The organism is Parasynechococcus sp. (assembly GCF_045559935.1).
In the GTDB taxonomy this organism is placed as follows: Bacteria; Cyanobacteriota; Cyanobacteriia; order PCC-6307; family Cyanobiaceae; genus Parasynechococcus.
The window spans coordinates 91450-105910 of sequence record NZ_JBJLJL010000002.1; the positions used below are offsets into that span (position 1 = coordinate 91450).

At 61.7% G+C, this 14461-nt stretch carries 23 protein-coding genes and 1 tRNA gene; 14 read left to right on the forward strand and 10 right to left on the reverse strand.

The window, feature by feature from the left end; all coding sequences use genetic code 11:
* The first annotated feature begins 8 nt into the window (after positions 1-8).
* Positions 9-677: a bifunctional phosphoribosyl-AMP cyclohydrolase/phosphoribosyl-ATP diphosphatase HisIE gene (gene hisIE / locus ACJ0G7_RS00985; protein WP_407394801.1), complete on the forward strand. Its 669-nt coding sequence runs from the start codon at positions 9-11 to the stop codon at positions 675-677.
* Here the strand turns inward: hisIE and ACJ0G7_RS00990 are convergent, their stop codons facing one another.
* Entirely contained in the window at positions 678-1310 is a 633-nt protein-coding gene (locus ACJ0G7_RS00990) for a peptidase (protein WP_407394803.1), read from the reverse strand.
* Positions 1310-1801: a DUF2214 family protein gene (locus ACJ0G7_RS00995; protein ID WP_043690542.1), complete on the reverse strand. Its 492-nt coding sequence runs from the start codon at positions 1799-1801 to the stop codon at positions 1310-1312. The genes ACJ0G7_RS00990 and ACJ0G7_RS00995 overlap by 1 nt, the downstream gene beginning before the upstream one ends.
* A gap of 177 nt (positions 1802-1978) precedes the next feature.
* Between ACJ0G7_RS00995 and ACJ0G7_RS01000 the strand changes: the two genes are divergently transcribed.
* The 5 genes from ACJ0G7_RS01000 to ACJ0G7_RS01020 all read left to right on the forward strand — a co-directional run bounded on the left by ACJ0G7_RS01000 (position 1979) and on the right by ACJ0G7_RS01020 (position 4470).
* The gene (locus ACJ0G7_RS01000; RefSeq protein ID WP_043696336.1) at positions 1979-2905 is read left to right on the forward strand and encodes a sigma-70 family RNA polymerase sigma factor; all 927 of its coding nucleotides are present in this window, start codon (positions 1979-1981) and stop codon (positions 2903-2905) included.
* A 69-nt stretch (positions 2906-2974) separates the two neighbouring features.
* A complete protein-coding gene (locus ACJ0G7_RS01005) occupies positions 2975-3337 on the forward strand; it encodes a YkvA family protein (protein WP_043690539.1) in 363 nt (120 codons plus the stop codon).
* An 11-nt stretch (positions 3338-3348) separates the two neighbouring features.
* Positions 3349-3663 carry a hypothetical protein gene (locus ACJ0G7_RS01010; RefSeq protein WP_043690535.1) on the forward strand — a complete coding sequence of 105 codons (315 nt, stop codon included), beginning with the start codon at positions 3349-3351 and terminating at the stop codon, positions 3661-3663.
* Positions 3664-3667: 4 nt separating this feature from the next.
* Entirely contained in the window at positions 3668-3940 is a 273-nt protein-coding gene (locus ACJ0G7_RS01015) for a hypothetical protein (protein ID WP_043690532.1), read from the forward strand.
* Between the two features lie 8 nt (positions 3941-3948).
* On the forward strand, positions 3949-4470 hold the full coding sequence (locus tag ACJ0G7_RS01020) for a phosphate-starvation-inducible PsiE family protein (protein ID WP_043690531.1): 522 nt from the start codon (positions 3949-3951) through the stop codon (positions 4468-4470).
* Here the strand turns inward: ACJ0G7_RS01020 and ACJ0G7_RS01025 are convergent.
* The gene (locus ACJ0G7_RS01025) at positions 4364-4912 is read right to left on the reverse strand and encodes a Nif11 domain/cupin domain-containing protein (RefSeq protein WP_407394806.1); all 549 of its coding nucleotides are present in this window, start codon (positions 4910-4912) and stop codon (positions 4364-4366) included. The genes ACJ0G7_RS01020 and ACJ0G7_RS01025 overlap by 107 nt on opposite strands.
* Before the next feature lie 69 nt (positions 4913-4981).
* On the opposite strand from ACJ0G7_RS01025, the gene ACJ0G7_RS01030 reads away from it, so the two are divergent.
* Complete coding sequence (locus tag ACJ0G7_RS01030) at positions 4982-5215, forward strand: DUF3136 domain-containing protein (protein WP_043690524.1); 234 nt, start codon at positions 4982-4984, stop codon at positions 5213-5215.
* A gap of 23 nt (positions 5216-5238) precedes the next feature.
* Entirely contained in the window at positions 5239-5619 is a 381-nt protein-coding gene (locus ACJ0G7_RS01035; protein WP_253912778.1) for a c-type cytochrome, read from the forward strand.
* Here ACJ0G7_RS01035 and ACJ0G7_RS01040 read toward each other — a convergent pair.
* The gene (locus ACJ0G7_RS01040) at positions 5595-5864 is read right to left on the reverse strand and encodes a YciI family protein (RefSeq protein WP_043690521.1); all 270 of its coding nucleotides are present in this window, start codon (positions 5862-5864) and stop codon (positions 5595-5597) included. The two genes, ACJ0G7_RS01035 and ACJ0G7_RS01040, sit on opposite strands and share 25 nt — an antisense overlap.
* Before the next feature lie 96 nt (positions 5865-5960).
* On the opposite strand from ACJ0G7_RS01040, the gene ACJ0G7_RS01045 reads away from it, so the two are divergent.
* A complete protein-coding gene (locus ACJ0G7_RS01045; RefSeq protein WP_043690519.1) occupies positions 5961-6332 on the forward strand; it encodes an AbrB family transcriptional regulator in 372 nt (123 codons plus the stop codon).
* Positions 6333-6435: 103 nt separating this feature from the next.
* Here ACJ0G7_RS01045 and trpA read toward each other — a convergent pair whose 3' ends face one another.
* Genes trpA through ACJ0G7_RS01060 form a run of 3 tightly spaced genes read right to left on the reverse strand, consistent with a single transcriptional unit; the run spans position 6436 to position 7881 of the window.
* The gene (gene trpA, locus ACJ0G7_RS01050) at positions 6436-7251 is read right to left on the reverse strand and encodes a tryptophan synthase subunit alpha (RefSeq protein WP_043690517.1); all 816 of its coding nucleotides are present in this window, start codon (positions 7249-7251) and stop codon (positions 6436-6438) included.
* A 29-nt stretch (positions 7252-7280) separates the two neighbouring features.
* Positions 7281-7622 carry a DUF3007 family protein gene (locus tag ACJ0G7_RS01055; protein ID WP_043690515.1) on the reverse strand — a complete coding sequence of 114 codons (342 nt, stop codon included), beginning with the start codon at positions 7620-7622 and terminating at the stop codon, positions 7281-7283.
* Position 7623: 1 nt separating this feature from the next.
* A complete protein-coding gene (locus ACJ0G7_RS01060) occupies positions 7624-7881 on the reverse strand; it encodes an NAD(P)H-quinone oxidoreductase subunit L (protein WP_173402100.1) in 258 nt (85 codons plus the stop codon).
* Between the two features lie 34 nt (positions 7882-7915).
* Here ACJ0G7_RS01060 and ACJ0G7_RS01065 point away from each other — a divergent pair.
* Positions 7916-8001, forward strand: a tRNA-Leu gene (locus tag ACJ0G7_RS01065).
* A 65-nt stretch (positions 8002-8066) separates the two neighbouring features.
* Here the strand turns inward: ACJ0G7_RS01065 and ACJ0G7_RS01070 are convergent.
* The 3 genes from ACJ0G7_RS01070 to ACJ0G7_RS01080 are packed head-to-tail and all read right to left on the reverse strand — an operon-like array spanning position 8067 to position 11122.
* Entirely contained in the window at positions 8067-8372 is a 306-nt protein-coding gene (locus ACJ0G7_RS01070) for a thioredoxin family protein (protein ID WP_043690513.1), read from the reverse strand.
* A gap of 25 nt (positions 8373-8397) precedes the next feature.
* Positions 8398-9459: a dihydroorotase gene (pyrC, locus tag ACJ0G7_RS01075; RefSeq protein ID WP_043690511.1), complete on the reverse strand. Its 1062-nt coding sequence runs from the start codon at positions 9457-9459 to the stop codon at positions 8398-8400.
* The gene (locus tag ACJ0G7_RS01080; protein WP_043690509.1) at positions 9452-11122 is read right to left on the reverse strand and encodes a SulP family inorganic anion transporter; all 1671 of its coding nucleotides are present in this window, start codon (positions 11120-11122) and stop codon (positions 9452-9454) included. The genes pyrC and ACJ0G7_RS01080 overlap by 8 nt, the downstream gene beginning before the upstream one ends.
* Before the next feature lie 78 nt (positions 11123-11200).
* Here ACJ0G7_RS01080 and ACJ0G7_RS01085 point away from each other — a divergent pair, with 78 nt between their 5' ends.
* From ACJ0G7_RS01085 to ACJ0G7_RS01100, 4 genes are all read left to right on the forward strand, one after another.
* Positions 11201-12310, forward strand: a complete 1110-nt coding sequence (locus ACJ0G7_RS01085) for a calcium/sodium antiporter (protein ID WP_043690505.1) — start codon at positions 11201-11203, stop codon at positions 12308-12310.
* 93 nt (positions 12311-12403) lie between these two features.
* Positions 12404-12904, forward strand: coding sequence for a DUF2231 domain-containing protein (locus tag ACJ0G7_RS01090; RefSeq protein ID WP_043690501.1), 501 nt, complete (start codon positions 12404-12406; stop codon positions 12902-12904).
* On the forward strand, positions 12901-13521 hold the full coding sequence (locus tag ACJ0G7_RS01095; protein WP_043690498.1) for a DUF2231 domain-containing protein: 621 nt from the start codon (positions 12901-12903) through the stop codon (positions 13519-13521). Before ACJ0G7_RS01090 ends, ACJ0G7_RS01095 begins: the two co-directional genes overlap by 4 nt.
* Complete coding sequence (locus ACJ0G7_RS01100) at positions 13518-14453, forward strand: cytochrome c oxidase subunit II (RefSeq protein ID WP_407394809.1); 936 nt, start codon at positions 13518-13520, stop codon at positions 14451-14453. The genes ACJ0G7_RS01095 and ACJ0G7_RS01100 overlap by 4 nt, the downstream gene beginning before the upstream one ends.
* Positions 14454-14461: the final 8 nt, after the last annotated feature.

The window sequence follows — 14461 nt, forward strand, 5'->3', positions numbered from 1 at the left end:
GAGGCCTGATGCAGCCCTCCAGCCCCGCCTTCATCAACCAACTCCGTTTTAACGACGCCGGCCTGCTGCCAGCTGTCGCGCAGGACTGGCTTGACGGAGCCGTTCTCATGGTGGCCTGGATGAACCGGGAGTCGATCGAGCACACCCTGCGCAGCGGAGAGGTGCACTACTGGAGCCGGTCCCGCGCCGAGCTCTGGCACAAGGGAGCCACCAGCGGCCACACCCAGATCCTGCGGGGTCTTCGGTACGACTGCGACGCCGACGTGCTGCTGCTGAGCATTGAACAGACCGGAGATGTGGCCTGTCACACCGGGGCCCGAAGCTGTTTCTACGAGGCCGGCGACACCCGCAGCGACGGAGGCAGCGACGCCCTGCCGCCTCCAGCGGATGCCTGCACGGAGCTGTACCGGGTGATCCGTGGCCGGCAGAGCCAACCGGAGGAGGGCAGCTACACGAACAAGCTTCTGAGTGGCGGTGACAACCGGATCCTCAAGAAGATCGGCGAGGAAAGCGCTGAGTTCGTCATGGCCTGCAAGGACGATGTGCGTGAGGAGATCGCCAGTGAAGCCGCCGATCTGATCTTTCATATCCAGGTGGCCCTGGCTCACCACGGCGTCAGCTGGCGGGAGGTGCAGGAGGTGCTGGCGGCGCGGCGTGGAGCTCCCCGCCGCCCTTGATCACTGGCCGGTGATCGGGCCGAAGCGATTGGGCTGAGTCCGCACCCAAGACAGGGTCTGACGATCGCGATCGCTGGGCGTGAGCACCGGATCGGCTCCTTGATGCACAGCCAGGGCATCAAGGGAATCATCGCTGTGGCCCCAGAGCCCGAAAGCATGGCCGAGCTCATGCAGAGCCGTGGCCTCCAGCGCTTGGGCACGAAGCTCCGGCGAAATCAGCAGCTCAACCAGCGGTTCCCGGCGGCGCTGGCCGGCACGGTTGAGTTCCGCCAGCCGCAGCACGCTGCGTCCATTGCTGGCTCTCCATCCGGTGTCGGTGCGACGCCGTGGAGGGCGCTGGCGAAGGATGCGGATCTGGGCACGCTCAGGCTGATCCACCAGCACCACAGGAACCTGCTCACGCCAACGGGAGAGTGCGGTGTCGACAGCGCGACGCCAGCGCACACTCCAGCGGTCCGCGGGGTCAGGGACCGGTTCGATCCAGAGGCACCAGCGGGAGAGACTCGGCAGGCCAAAGGCCGTGGTGGCGAGGCGCTTGGCGTAACCAGGCGCCTCACCCTCCCGTGACTGAGCCTGCAGAGGCTGCTTCAGAAAGCGGATCTCAGCAGCGGGAGGACAGGGCTCAGCCTGCATCAGGCCGCCGGCAGGCCAACCCCTCGGGCCATCAGCGTGGCCAGCATCGGGATGGAGGCGAAGCCGAGCAACTCGATGTTGATGATCCAGCTCAGGCGTCCGGCCAGAGCCTCGCTCACCTTGGGAAGTTCACCCTTGCGCAGTGGGATCGCCCAGAGGATGTAGGTGATGGTCGGATACAGCGACAGCGCACCGACGGAGAGGTAGATGCCGACCTTCCACCAGAACAGAGGATTCTCCGTGTAGAAGGCTGAACCCTGCCCGAAGTGGATCACCCGCAGGATGCCGCTCACCAGGAGAGCCAACGCTGCAATGCCGTAAACGATGTCGGTGATCACCATCGCCGTGGCCTCGCCACGGTCGGGATTCGCCTTGATCAGACGCCTCTCCAGCACGAGAGCGCCGAAGCAGACCATGAAGCTGAGGTAATGGACGTAGGCGACGCCAGCATTTTTGGCGACATCCGTTGTGAGCGCGACCGCCAGTGTCATGAAAACAGGGACGACAACGGCGCGACCCTAGCGGCATACAGCCTCACAACTGCTGATTATCTTCAGCAAGAAGAAGAAACACTTTAACTATGGATAAAAAGTGAATTCCGCAGTCTTTATTACACCCACCAAATGAAAACACTTTGGTTCTAAGTTCAACTGAGTGATCGCGTCATGATGGTGAGCTCACTAAGTGCTTTTCTTGGAGAAATCGGCCGCCACCAGCTGCTGACCCCGGAACAGGAACTGATGATGGGGAGAAAGGTTCAGGCGATGGTTGCCATCACTGAACGTTGTCATCTTGCAGGCGGATCCGGGCCAGCATGCGACTACAACGATGAAGAAAAAGTGGTGATTCGCCGCGGCGAGCGTGCGAAAAATCAAATGATCACCTCCAATCTGCGTCTGGTTGTCAATCTGGCCAAGCGCTACCAGGGCAAAGGCCTTGATCTGCTTGATCTGATCCAGGAAGGCACCCTCGGGCTCACCCGCGCCGTTGAGAAATACGATCCAACCCGCGGACATCGCTTCTCCACCTATGCCTACTGGTGGATTCGCCAGGGCCTGAACCGAGCGCTGTCGACGCAGAGCAGAACGATCAGGATCCCGGTCAACGTCAACGAAAAACTGACCAAACTGCGTGCCGCCAAAGCACGCCTGATGCAGCGCAACGGTCTCACCCCAACGACCGAACAGCTGTCTGAATTCATGGCGATCCCTGTGGCCGAAGTCGAGGATCTGCTCGCCTGCGAACTGCGCAGCGTCACCGTGAGCCTGCAGGGAGTGGTCAAGTCGAAATCAGACCCCTCGGAGCTGGTCGACGTGTTGCCCAGCGATGAACTTCCCCCGATGGAACGCGCGGAGATCGCCGAACGCTCCGCATCGGTCTGGACTCTGCTGAGCAAAGCCAACCTCACCCCGAAGGAACGGACGGTGGTGACCCTGCGTTTCGGCCTCGACGGCTCCAACGAGTGGCGCACCCTGGCCGAGGTGGCCCGTCACATGAACTGCTCTCGGGAGTACTGCCGGCAGGTCGTGCAGCGGGCCCTGCGCAAGCTCCGCAAGACGGGCATTCAGAGCGGTCTCGTGGAATCCGCACTCTGAGGGTGAGGGCGACCCCATCGCCAAAGACGTCGCGGCGCGCAACAGTGCAAGTGACGTGAAGGAGGGTTCGTGGACAAGGCGGCGGACGTAACGGTGGAAGCGGATGTTGTGGACAGCGAGGTGATCGATGAAGGCCTGCTGCGCTCTCTGCTGCGACGAACAGGTCGCACCGTCGCGACACCGGCCCTGGAAGCTCTTGAACTTCTCCTGGATGACGCCACCCCCTCACCGGTACGTTTCACGATGCTGGCGGCCCTCAGTTATCTCCTGATGCCGGCGGATCTGATTCCCGACCTGCTGCCGGTGGCCGGATTCAGTGACGATCTCGTCGCCCTGACCGCGATGGTGGGAATCTGGCGGAATCACATCACACCGGACATCAGCCGTCGAGCTCAGCGCAGACTGGATCGCTGGTTCCCCCTCACCCGCTGATCCGCTTCCCGATGTCTGCCTGGACACCTTCCTTCGAAACAGAGCTGACCCACCTGCTCAAGGACTGGCTCAAGCAGCAGGGCAGAACCCAGGCCGATCTGCGCCGCAGTCTTCGCGCTCTGTCGACCCGCATGCCGTCCATCCTGGAGGTGCTCGAGCGGGAACATCGACTGAACGGGCTGGCCGGTCTGGCGACCCGTCTCTGCCGGGTGGAAGCCGAATGGCACGGTGAGGTGAGCGCCGATGCTGACCCGGAAACGCAGACGGATCCATTCGGACAGCTGGATCTGCTTCTGCAGGAAATCCGACAGGACTGCCCCAGCTGACGCCATGGGCGGCAGAGTGGTGGCTCTGAACCATGGAGTGATGACTCTGCTGAAACGGATGGCCGGCATCGGTCTCCTGCTGATGCTTCCGATGAGTGCCCATGCCCAGAGCGAAGGCTGGGTGCTGAGCCCAGGCAGCAAGGCTGGCAAGCAGAGCACCGTGGTGCCCAAGAACTGTGTCACCGGCGCGGACGGCTCGATCACCTGTGACACGGAGATCGTCAACCCAGCCAGCAACACGCCGGCCCGTCCGTATTACAACCCCTTCAACGACTGAGCAGCCCTGTGAAACCCTCCCTTCCCAAGGGACTGACCTTTCTGGCACTGGTCGACGCCGGCGAGCGCCGGGTCGCCAGAATTCTCGCGGTGATCACAACCGTCGTCATTCTGGCGGCCATCGTCCAGCTGATTCTCTCGCTCGGCGCCAAGCTGCTGATGGGAGCCCAGGCCACCTGGCTGGGCAACGACCTGATCAAGGTGCTCGGTGACCTGCTCACCGTGCTGATCGCCCTGGAGGTTCTGCAGAACATCACCAGCTACCTGCGCCGGCACGTGGTTCAGATTGAACTGGTGCTGGTCACTGCGCTGACAGCCGTGGCCCGCAAGGTGATCGTGCTTCCTTCCGGGGCCGAGAACAAACCGCAGTTGCTGGTCGGTCTCGGGATCGCCGTGGTGTCGTTGTCGGCGGCCTACTGGCTGATCAAGCGCGCCAATGCAACTCCAGCCGGAGCGTTCCGGGCGGTGGATCCGTCCGCAGAAGACGGTATCGGCGATGGGATGGAATCATCAGATGATCTCCGGCGCTGAGATCAGCCACATCCTCCGGATCCCTCAGCTGCAAACGGGCGCTACCCCGCAACAAAAGCATCCAGAGGCTTTCGGTTGAATCGATCCACTCACCGTCAGAAGCACAGCTGGCGTTTGACCTGATCAGCATCAGCCGCCAGGCAGCCCCTTCAGCCAGCGTGTCCGTATGGTCATGGCCGGGAGCCGGCAGAGGCCCGCGGAAGATGTTGTCCGCACAGAGAATGTCGCCGGCCGTGGAGGGTTCTCCCCAGCGCCGTCCGATCTCGAATCCCCAGGAGCGGGCCAAGGCCACCACCTGGTTGTGATCAGAGCACCCGGCCAGGGACTGACGACGCTCCTGATCCGTATCCAGACAACTCACTAGCTTCTGAAGCTGGGCGACTTTGTCAAGGAAAAGGAGCAGATCCTGTTCGGCCATGACCAGGGACCTTCCCCGCTGCATCAGTGATCCTGGCAACAGACAGAAGGACAGGCTGAGTCCGAAAGTCAGGACCTGCTGATCTTCCTGCTCATGCCGACAGCCACCAAGGTGCTCACCATCGGAGATCTGGAAGCAGGATTCTCCACCTACTGCCAGGCCCTGAGACGGCTTGTCGCCGACGGACGCGAACTGGACTCCATCCGTCGCACCATCTGCTGGGACTATCTGCAGCGGCTGCACACATCTCTGCCTCAGAGCTACCGCTCTCCCGAAGAGCTGGTTCAGCGCTACAGACGCTCTCAGATCAGCCCTGCTGCAAACTGAACGATCGAACAGCTGATCGACGGTTGAACATTCAACCCAGGATTCATCCCATCGCCCGCAGCCTGAGAAGGACCCTTACCTGTCTGCTGGTAGCGATCCTGGTCATCAGCCTCAGCCCCAACAGCGCCCTTGCCGCAGACATCAGCGGCAGGGGCGCTGTTCTGTTTGAGCAGCACTGCGCCGCCTGCCACATCCATGGAGGCAACATCATCCGGCGGGGCAAAACTCTGCGGATGAACGCTCTGGAGAAACGCGGGATCGCCTCACCGGAAGCGATCGCTGCGATTGCACGCGAGGGGATCGGGCAGATGAGTGGATATGAGCAGGTGCTCGGAACAGGTGGAGATGTTGCTGTGGCGGACTGGATCTGGGAACAGGCTCAGAACGCCTGGATCCAGGGATAGACCTCGACAGACGTCCAGATTCCCTGCGTCCAATAGATGTCCTGCTTCACGAGCTCTTGCACGGTGGCAAGATTCTCTGCCTCGAAGATTCCGAACACATGGGTGCTGCCTTCTGTGGGTCCGAGGGTGATCAGAGTGCCTTGCTGCTTGAGAGACTGCAGTCTCGAGAGATGCTCTTCCCGGAATGGAGTGCGCTTTTCGAGAGCATCAGAGCAGTAAGTACCCCACAGAACAAAACGCGCCATGACGAAATAAGGATCGGAAAGAACTTTCCCTCGAAAAGGATGGCACGGCGGCGACACCAAACGCTATGTTGAGAATGTTGATACCTACAGAAACCAATGCTCACCGGAAGCGACCTTCTCAACAAAGTCAAGGAGCTGGGTGATGTCAGCAAGTCAGATCTGGTTCGCGCCTGTGGCTATGTCACCAATAAAAAGGATGGTGGCGACCGTCTGAACTTCACAGCCTTCTACGAAGCACTTCTCGAAGCAAAGGGAGTCAGCCTTGGAACCACCGGCATCGGTGGTATCGGCAAAGGTGGCCGCAAACTGAGCTACGTCGCCACAGTTCAGGGCAACGGCAACCTGCTGATCGGCAAGGCCTACACCGCTCTGCTCGAACTCAAGCCCGGCGACGAATTTGAAATCAAGCTTGGTCGCAAGCAGATCCGCCTCGTCCCCGTCGGTGGCGGTGACGAAGAGGAAGAGTGATCCAAAGCTCCTCAGGGGAAACGGCCAGACCCCAACTGCCCCGGTGAAAACCGGGGCTTTTTCTTTTCTCCGAGAGAAGCGAAGGAAGGTGGTGGGTGCTCGATCAATCGGCTGCCTGCCTCAACTCCCGGCAGAATTCTCCGGCCTGCTGAGCCACCTCGGCCTCAGCAGCAGCTGCCATACGCTTCACAAGTGCACTGCCGACGATGGCACCATCGGCACCCCAACTACGCACCTGTCGAACCTGTTCAGCCCCTGAGATCCCGAATCCCACAGCGACAGGAACAGGGGAGGATTCCTTCAGCTTCTTGACGAGCCCCTCGACTCTGGTTTCCATCCGGCTGCGCTCGCCGGTGACACCTGTGACACTGACGAGGTAAGTGAAACCGCGACTGCGCTGAGCGATGCGCATCATGCGCTCCTCCGGCGTCGTCGGTGCCACGAGCAGCACAAGATCCAGACCGAAACCGGCTGCCACCGGTGACAGCTTCTCGGCCTCCTCGAGAGGAAGATCCGGAACCACAAGACCCGCAGCTCCTGCCTGCGCTGCCTGCTCACAGAAGCGCTCCATGCCCATGTTCAGGAGTGGATTGCTGTAGGTGAACAGAATCACAGGGATGGTGAGTTCCCCCTTCAGGGAGCTCAACATTTCAAGAACACCGGCCGGTGATGTGCCACCGGAGAGTGCACGGGCTGCAGCCGCCTGAATCACCGGGCCATCGGCAAGTGGATCGCTGTAGGGGATGCCCAGTTCAACGATGTCGGCCCCCTCCCTCTGCAGCTGCATGAGCACCGAGCTGGTGGTCGCCAGATCAGGATCACCTGCCATCAGAAAAGGCATCACAGCCATGCGTCCCTCGCTCTGAAGCTGCGCGAAACGCTGAGCGATGCGGGATGTCTGCTGGCTGAGACTCTCCATCTGGACGACCGGGATGAAACCCAACGAGCCTATGAGTCGGCCGTCGACTTGTCCTCATCGGCCCCGATCCGGCGGAGCAGCTCCTGCTGTTCCGCCTCAGGCAGCGCATCAAAACGGGCTTCCAGATCCTGGGTCGTCTGCTCGTCGTACACGGCCCGATAACGACGACGCTGCTCCATGAATGTCATGTTTCCTGTCACCACTCGGAACAGATAGGAGCCTGTCCAGATGATCACGATCATCACGAGCAGAGCCTGAGCCGCGATGCCTGCGGAAAAACCTTCCAACCCCGCGGCGCGGAATCCCAGTAATCCCACCCCACCGAGAGCCAGCACGGCCAGACCGATCAGCAGAACCCTGCCTCTGGTCACCTCAGGCCTCTCCCTGTCCGCTCATGCGCAGATTCAGGAATGGAGCAAAGACGATCATTCCCGGGAAGAAGAGAAACACCATCCCGTAGACGACCAATCGTTCGATCTTTCCCATCTGGTGCCAGCGCTTGTTCATCCAGAGGAACAGAGCAAGCGGCACCACCAGAAGGTAGAGCCCTGCCAGAGCTCCGTAGGCTCCGATCACGAGCAGCGTGTCCTGAGAGAGGCTGCCAGGCAGCGACAGGAGGTCCAAGGCCATCCATTCGTTCACCGAAATCTAGGATGTCCTGCATGGGGGCATGGCGGAATCGGTAGACGCACGCGACTTAAAATCGCTTGGGCCGCAAGGCCTGTGGGGGTTCAAGTCCCCCTGCCCCCACTCGGTGTCAGTTCAGAACTGGGATCTCCGGGGAACCAACCGTCGGAACGGTCCATTCGCCGCCGCTAGGCGCTGGGCAGCAGAGCCGTCAGCTTCTCGCGGAACTCACCCTTCTGCATGCCGCCTTTGATTTCACCGTGGATGGTGAACGCACCCTCCGGATCGGAGACCAGCAGATAGGTCGGCCAGCCCATGCCCTCCTTGTTGGGGTACTGAGCCAGCAGAACCTTGCGATATTTCCGGTAGGTCTCGGTGTCCTGGAGCATCACCGTGACGAAGCTGCAGCCGAGCTCCTCGCTCACCTTGGCGTCGTAATGACTCATCCGATGACAGGTTCCGCAGTCCTCGGAGCTGAACTTGAGCAGATGCATGACGTCACTCCCGCATGAACCGACGCTAGCGAGACCCTTCTCCCTGTCCTGCCGATTCAGGTCCGGTCATCAGACGCCACGACAGCACGTCCCCCGCATGGAACGGCACGAGCCCTTCCACAGCGGCTGGTACCAGCTGATCGCGTCGGACCAGCGTCACCCGCTCCTGATTGACCGGCAGTCCGTAGAAGGCAGGCCCATGCAGGCTGGCGAACCCCTCCAGACGGTCCATCGCCTGCTCCTGATCAAACACCTCGGCGTAGCTCTCCAGTGCGTGGGGAGCGTTGAAGATGCCGGCGCATCCGCAGGCGGTCTCCTTTCCGGAGCGTGGGTGCGGAGCTGAATCCGTGCCCAGGAAGAAGCGGGGATCACCGCTCACAGCCGCCTGTCGAAGCGCCAGACGATGGCGTTCACGTTTGGCGACGGGAAGACAGAAGAAATCGCTGCGCAGGCCACCGGCGAACATCGCGTTGCGGTTGATGTGCAGGTGGTGAGGGGTGATCGTGGCGGCGAGGTGACGGTCGGCTGATCCAACGAAATCAACGGCCTGCTCGGTCGTGATGTGCTCCAGCACAATGCGCAGCTCGGGATAACGCTGCCGCAGCCCCTTCAGATGGCGTTCGATGAACACCGCCTCACGATCGAAGACATCCACATCGGGATCGGTGACTTCCCCGTGAATCAGCAGGGGCATGCCGATGCGCTGCATGCAGCTCAGCACAGCTGCGATGCGGTCCAGATCGGTCACCCCGGCGGCGGAATTGGTGGTCGCATTGGCGGGGTAGAGCTTCGCGGCGGTGAACACCCCGGATCGGAACCCCTGCTCCAGCTCAGCAGGGTCGAAATCATCGGTGAGGTAGGCCGTCATCAGGGGCCTGAAACCAGTGCTGTCGGAACAGGCCGCCAGAATTCTGTCGCGGTAGGCAGCAGCAGCCGCCACGGTCGTCACCGGCGGCCGCAGATTCGGCATCACGATGGCGCGCCGGAAGGCCCTGGCCGTGTGGCCCACCACCCGTTCGAGCATCTCGCCATCCCGAAGATGGACATGCCAGTCATCGGGTGCGGCGAGTGTGATCCGATCAGGCATTGGGCGTCAGTTCCGCCACGGCGAGCTGGAGGGCCTGCAGACGGTCACTGGTGATGTGGCGCTCCGGCAGACGCTCGAGAAGCTTCAGCTTGCGGAGGCGGTTCGCTGTACTGCCGGTCGCTCCCACCATGAACACCTGACGCCCCACTTCCATGGCCTCCTTCACCGCATTCTCCAGCGCGATCGCGGCCGTGACACCGAGATGGGAGACCTCCGAAAGATCAAACACAACAGCCTGACAATTACCGATGGCGTTGTGTTCCCTCGAGATGGCCTTCGCGACACCGAAGATCATCGGACCGGCCAACTGGAACAGAAGCACCTTGCCAGCGGCCTGATCCAGCAGGGACTGCTCCTCCTCGCTGAGCTCGACGTCGTCGTCCGTTGTGCTGATCGTCTTCACCTTCTTGGACTGCAGGGCACTCATCCGATCAATGGTGAGCACGTTGGCCACGAACACCCCGATGCCGACCGCTGTGATCAGATCCACCAGAACGGTGAGCACAATCACGCCGTAGGTGATCACAGCCGCCTTGGGGGAAAGGTGATGCGCCCGCTTCAGAAATTCCCAGTCAATGATGTCGATGCCGACCTTCAGAGCGATGCCGGCCAGCACCGCCAGAGGGATCATCGAGGCCAGGGGGGCTGCCAGCAGCACCACGAGCATCAGCACAACGGCTCGGATCACACCGGAGAGTGCCGTGCGGCCACCGGCCTGAATATTGACCACGGTGCCCATCGTGGCTCCCGCACCCGGCAGAGCACCGAACAGACCGGACGCGACGTTGGCCAGGCCCTGGCCGATCAGTTCCTTGTTGGAATCGTGTTCGGTGCGGGTGAGGCTGTCGGCCACCACCGACGTGAGCAGAGCATCGATGCAGCCGAGCATCCCCAGCACGGCGGCATTCACCACCATCATCCGGATCTGACCACCGGAGAAGTCCGGCATGCTGAGTGAGGGGAACTCGGCGGAGAACGACGGAATCGTCCGCAGACCTGCCCCGCTGAACACGGAAACCGCCAGCAAGGTGCCGACCACCAGTGCCAGCAGCTGTGGCGGGCAGACCTTCTTCAGAGCCGATGGTGTGAACCAGAGGATGGCCAGGGTGATCACGGCCAGCGAAAGCTCCATCGGCTGCGTTCCCTGGATCAGGGCAGGCAGCTGACTGAGGGTTCCCATCACGCCACCCTTCGGATCCTGGCCGAGGAAAGGCGCCAGTTGCAGCAGCACCAGAATGATGCCGATACCGGACATGAAGCCCGAGATCACTGTGTAGGGCATCATCGTGATGTATCTGCCCAGCCGGAACAGGCCGAACAGAATCTGAAAGACGCCGGCCAGCACACCGACCGTGAAGGCCATCGCCAGGGCCTTCTCGGGACTCTCCGCTGTACTGGCGAAGCTGATCACCACCGAGGTGAACACCACCGTCATCGGACCCGTGGGTTCCGAGATCAGCGTGGGGGTCCCTCCGAACAGGGACGCCACCAGGCCGATGATCACGGCGCCCCACAGACCGGCGGCAGCACCCACCTCCGGAACCCCGGACGCATTGCCGACCGCGATACCGAAGGCCAGGGCCATCGGCAGTGCGATCACAGCCGCCGTGAGACCTCCGAAAGCATCTCCACGGAGATTGTTGGTGTTGAAGCGATTCAGCACACCCTGAGCTGTGTCTAGAGAGGCCGAACCCTAAGCCGGTTCCCGGCAGAGCAGAATCCCCCCACGATTGACGGTTCTATGCCGGAATTCCTGCAGGCGTCACTGGAAGTGCTGATCGGTATCGCCCTGCTGTTCGGTGGCGGCGAACTGTTCGTGCAGGGGGCCGTCGCCCTGGCGGTGATCTTCGGCATCCCACAGCTGGTGATCGGCCTGACCGTGGTGGCCCTGGGCACCAGCGCTCCCGAACTGTTCGTGAGCATCAATTCAGTGCTGCAGGGCGCTGATGCCCTGGCGGTGAGCAACGCGGTGGGCAGCAACATCTTCAATGTGATGGTGGTGCTGGGCAGCAGCGCCGTGGTGTTGCCGCTGCGCGTTGAAAGCCGACTGGTGCGTCGGGATGTTCCGCTGATGATCGCCATCTCCGCAGCGGTCTGGGGCATGGCCTCTGCAGGACGGTTGACCTGGCAGGCCGGCATCGCCCTGCTGCTGGGCCTTGTGATCAACACCATCTGGGAGATCCGCACGGCCAGGGAGGAACCGGATGCCACCGAAGGGGCGGAACCGGAGATCGATGCGGATGCGGCCAGTGGTGGCTGGCAGGTGGCGGTTCTGAAGCTGCTCGCCGGCATCGTCGTGCTGACGATTGGATCGAAGGTGCTGGTGGGCGGAGCCACCACAGCGGCCACACTGCTCGGCGTCAGTGAAGCCGTGATCGGACTCACGATTGTCTCGGCGGGCACCTCGATGCCGGAGCTGATCACCTCCCTGGTGGCGGCGTTGCGGGGGCGCACCGATCTGGCGATCGGCAACGTGGTGGGCAGCTGCCTGCTCAATCTGATGATGGTGCTGGGCGGCGGAGCCCTGATGGCCGCAGGGCGCGGCCTGGACGTGAGCCCGGAGCTGATCAGCGAAGACCTTCCGGTGATGCTGCTCACCAGCCTGGCCTGCCTGCCGATCTTCTGGACCCGAGGTCAGATCAGCCGTCTGGAAGGGGGGCTGCTGCTCGGCCTCTATGTGCTGTACATCACCGACAACGTTCTTCCCAGAACCCAGTTGTCGGAATGGTCTGATGAATACCGGCTGGCGATTCTCTGCCTGGTGATGCCGATCGTGATGATTCTGATCATCACGCAGGCGGTCATCTACTGGCGCACGACTCGCCGTAGCGCCGATCACTCCCTCAGGTGAGTCAGACAACCAGGCCAGTTGTATTTCCACATTCAGGGATGACCGTCCCGAAAACGATGTCCATGCTTTGGAAGCGTGCCTCTCGGCTTGCCGATGCTCGATCTTCTACCTGCGCTCAACGATAAAAATCTCCCCTGGCTCGACGTCATTCATCCGATCGTCGTCCACTTCGTGATCTCCATGGCACTGATCACGGTCGTCTTCGACGTGATCGGGGTGGTGACCGGAAAGAAGAACCTCTTTGAAGTGAGCTTCTGGAATCTGCTCGTCGCCACAGTGGCGATCTTCGTTGCCATCATCTTCGGACAGATCGAAGCCGGCCTCGCCAATCCCTACGGGGCCTCGCGAGACATCCTCAATGTCCACAGCACCATCGGCTGGTCCCTTGCCGGTGTGCTGGCTCTGCTCACCGGATGGCGCTACGTGGCTCGCCAGAAGGATCCAACTGTCCTGCCGAAGGGCTTTCTGGCTCTTGATCTCGTGCTGGCCGGTCTGGTGTTCGTCCAGGTGTATCTCGGCGACAAACTGGTGTGGGTCTACGGATTGCACACCGTGCCGGTGGTGGAAGCGATCCGCCAGGGAGTGGTGTCATGACCCTGCTCGCCGCCATCCCATCGCCGATCAACGAGATCGCCGACTCTCTCGGTGCCAATGATCTTCCCTACGCGATTCCACTGCACCCGAATCTGGTTCATCTGACCATCGGGCTGTTTGCGATCGGAATCGCCTTCGACTTCGCCGGTGCCTTCTATCCGCTGGAGAAGCGGCTGTTCCGCTTCCTGGCCCTGCCGGTGACCCGCAGCGGTTTCCACGATGTGGGCTGGTACAACCTGGTGGCCTGCAGCGGCATCACCTTCTTCACGGTGGCCGCCGGTTTCTACGAAATGCTGCTGGCGGTGCCGCTGCCCGGCATCCGCAGCATCCTCGGCCAGACCGCCATCGACACCATGCTGTGGCATGCCATCGGGGGGGTCGCCATTCTTCTGGTGATCGTCGCCATGACCGTCTGGCGCGGCTACCAGCGCTTCGTCTGGCGCAGGGATCTGGGACGCCAGGTGACCTGGCTGTACCTGTTCTGCGGGGCCTCGATGCTGATGGTCATGGGTCTGCACGGAAGTCTCGGCGCCTGGCTGGCCAGTGATTTCGGCGTGCACATCACCGCGGATCAGCTTCTGGCCGCCGGTGCCGATCTGAAGGAGGTGCTGCCATGACCACCACTGCTCCCAAGAAAAGCCCGAACATCGGCGCCATCGTGGTCATCACGATCGCCGTGGCGATCAACCTGGTGATCGCCAAACTGATGGCGACCTGGTCGTACAGCTGGTTCCCGCCGCAGGCATCCAGTGCAGCGTCCTACGTCGACGATCTGTTCGCGCTTGAAACCGGTATCGGCTCCTTCATCTTCTTCGGCTGCACCGGAGTGATGGGCTGGGTGCTGCTGTTCAACCGGGCCGGCAAGTACGACGAAAGCGACGGTGCTCCGATCGAAGGCAACACCAAGCTGGAAATCGTCTGGACGATCATTCCGCTGGTGACGGTCTTTGTGATCGCCACCTACACGATGAACGTGAACATGAAGCTTCAGACCCTCGGTCCGAAGCACAAATACGTCATCGGCACCGATCCGACCGCACTGATGGAAGCCGATCCCATGGCGGATGTGGGACCGATCGATGTGATCGCCCGCCAGTGGAGCTGGGAATTCATCTACCCCAATGGTGTGCGCAGTTCAGAACTGCATCTTCCGATTGATCAACGGGTCAATTTCCGGCTGATCTCGGAAGACGTGCTGCACAGCTTCTTCGTTCCGGCCTTCCGTCTGAAGCAGGACATCATCCCCGGAAGCATCATTTCCTACAGCCTCACGCCAACCAAGGAAGGACGTTTCCGGCTGCGCGACGCCATGTTCAGCGGCGCGTACTTCTCGCAGAACCAGACCGACGTGATCGTCGAATCGGAGGAGGCCTTCAGCGCGTGGCTGAAAACAACAGCCCAGCAGCCTCTGCAGCCCGGACTCGATCCAGGCCGCCCGCTGTATGACCGCCGCATCGCCCGCGGTGACAAGGGCTGGGCAACGGTGCCACCCGCACCGGCTCCGATGGTGAACGACCCCGGCGATCCCTCCATCCCCCACGACGCCTGAGACGCGCC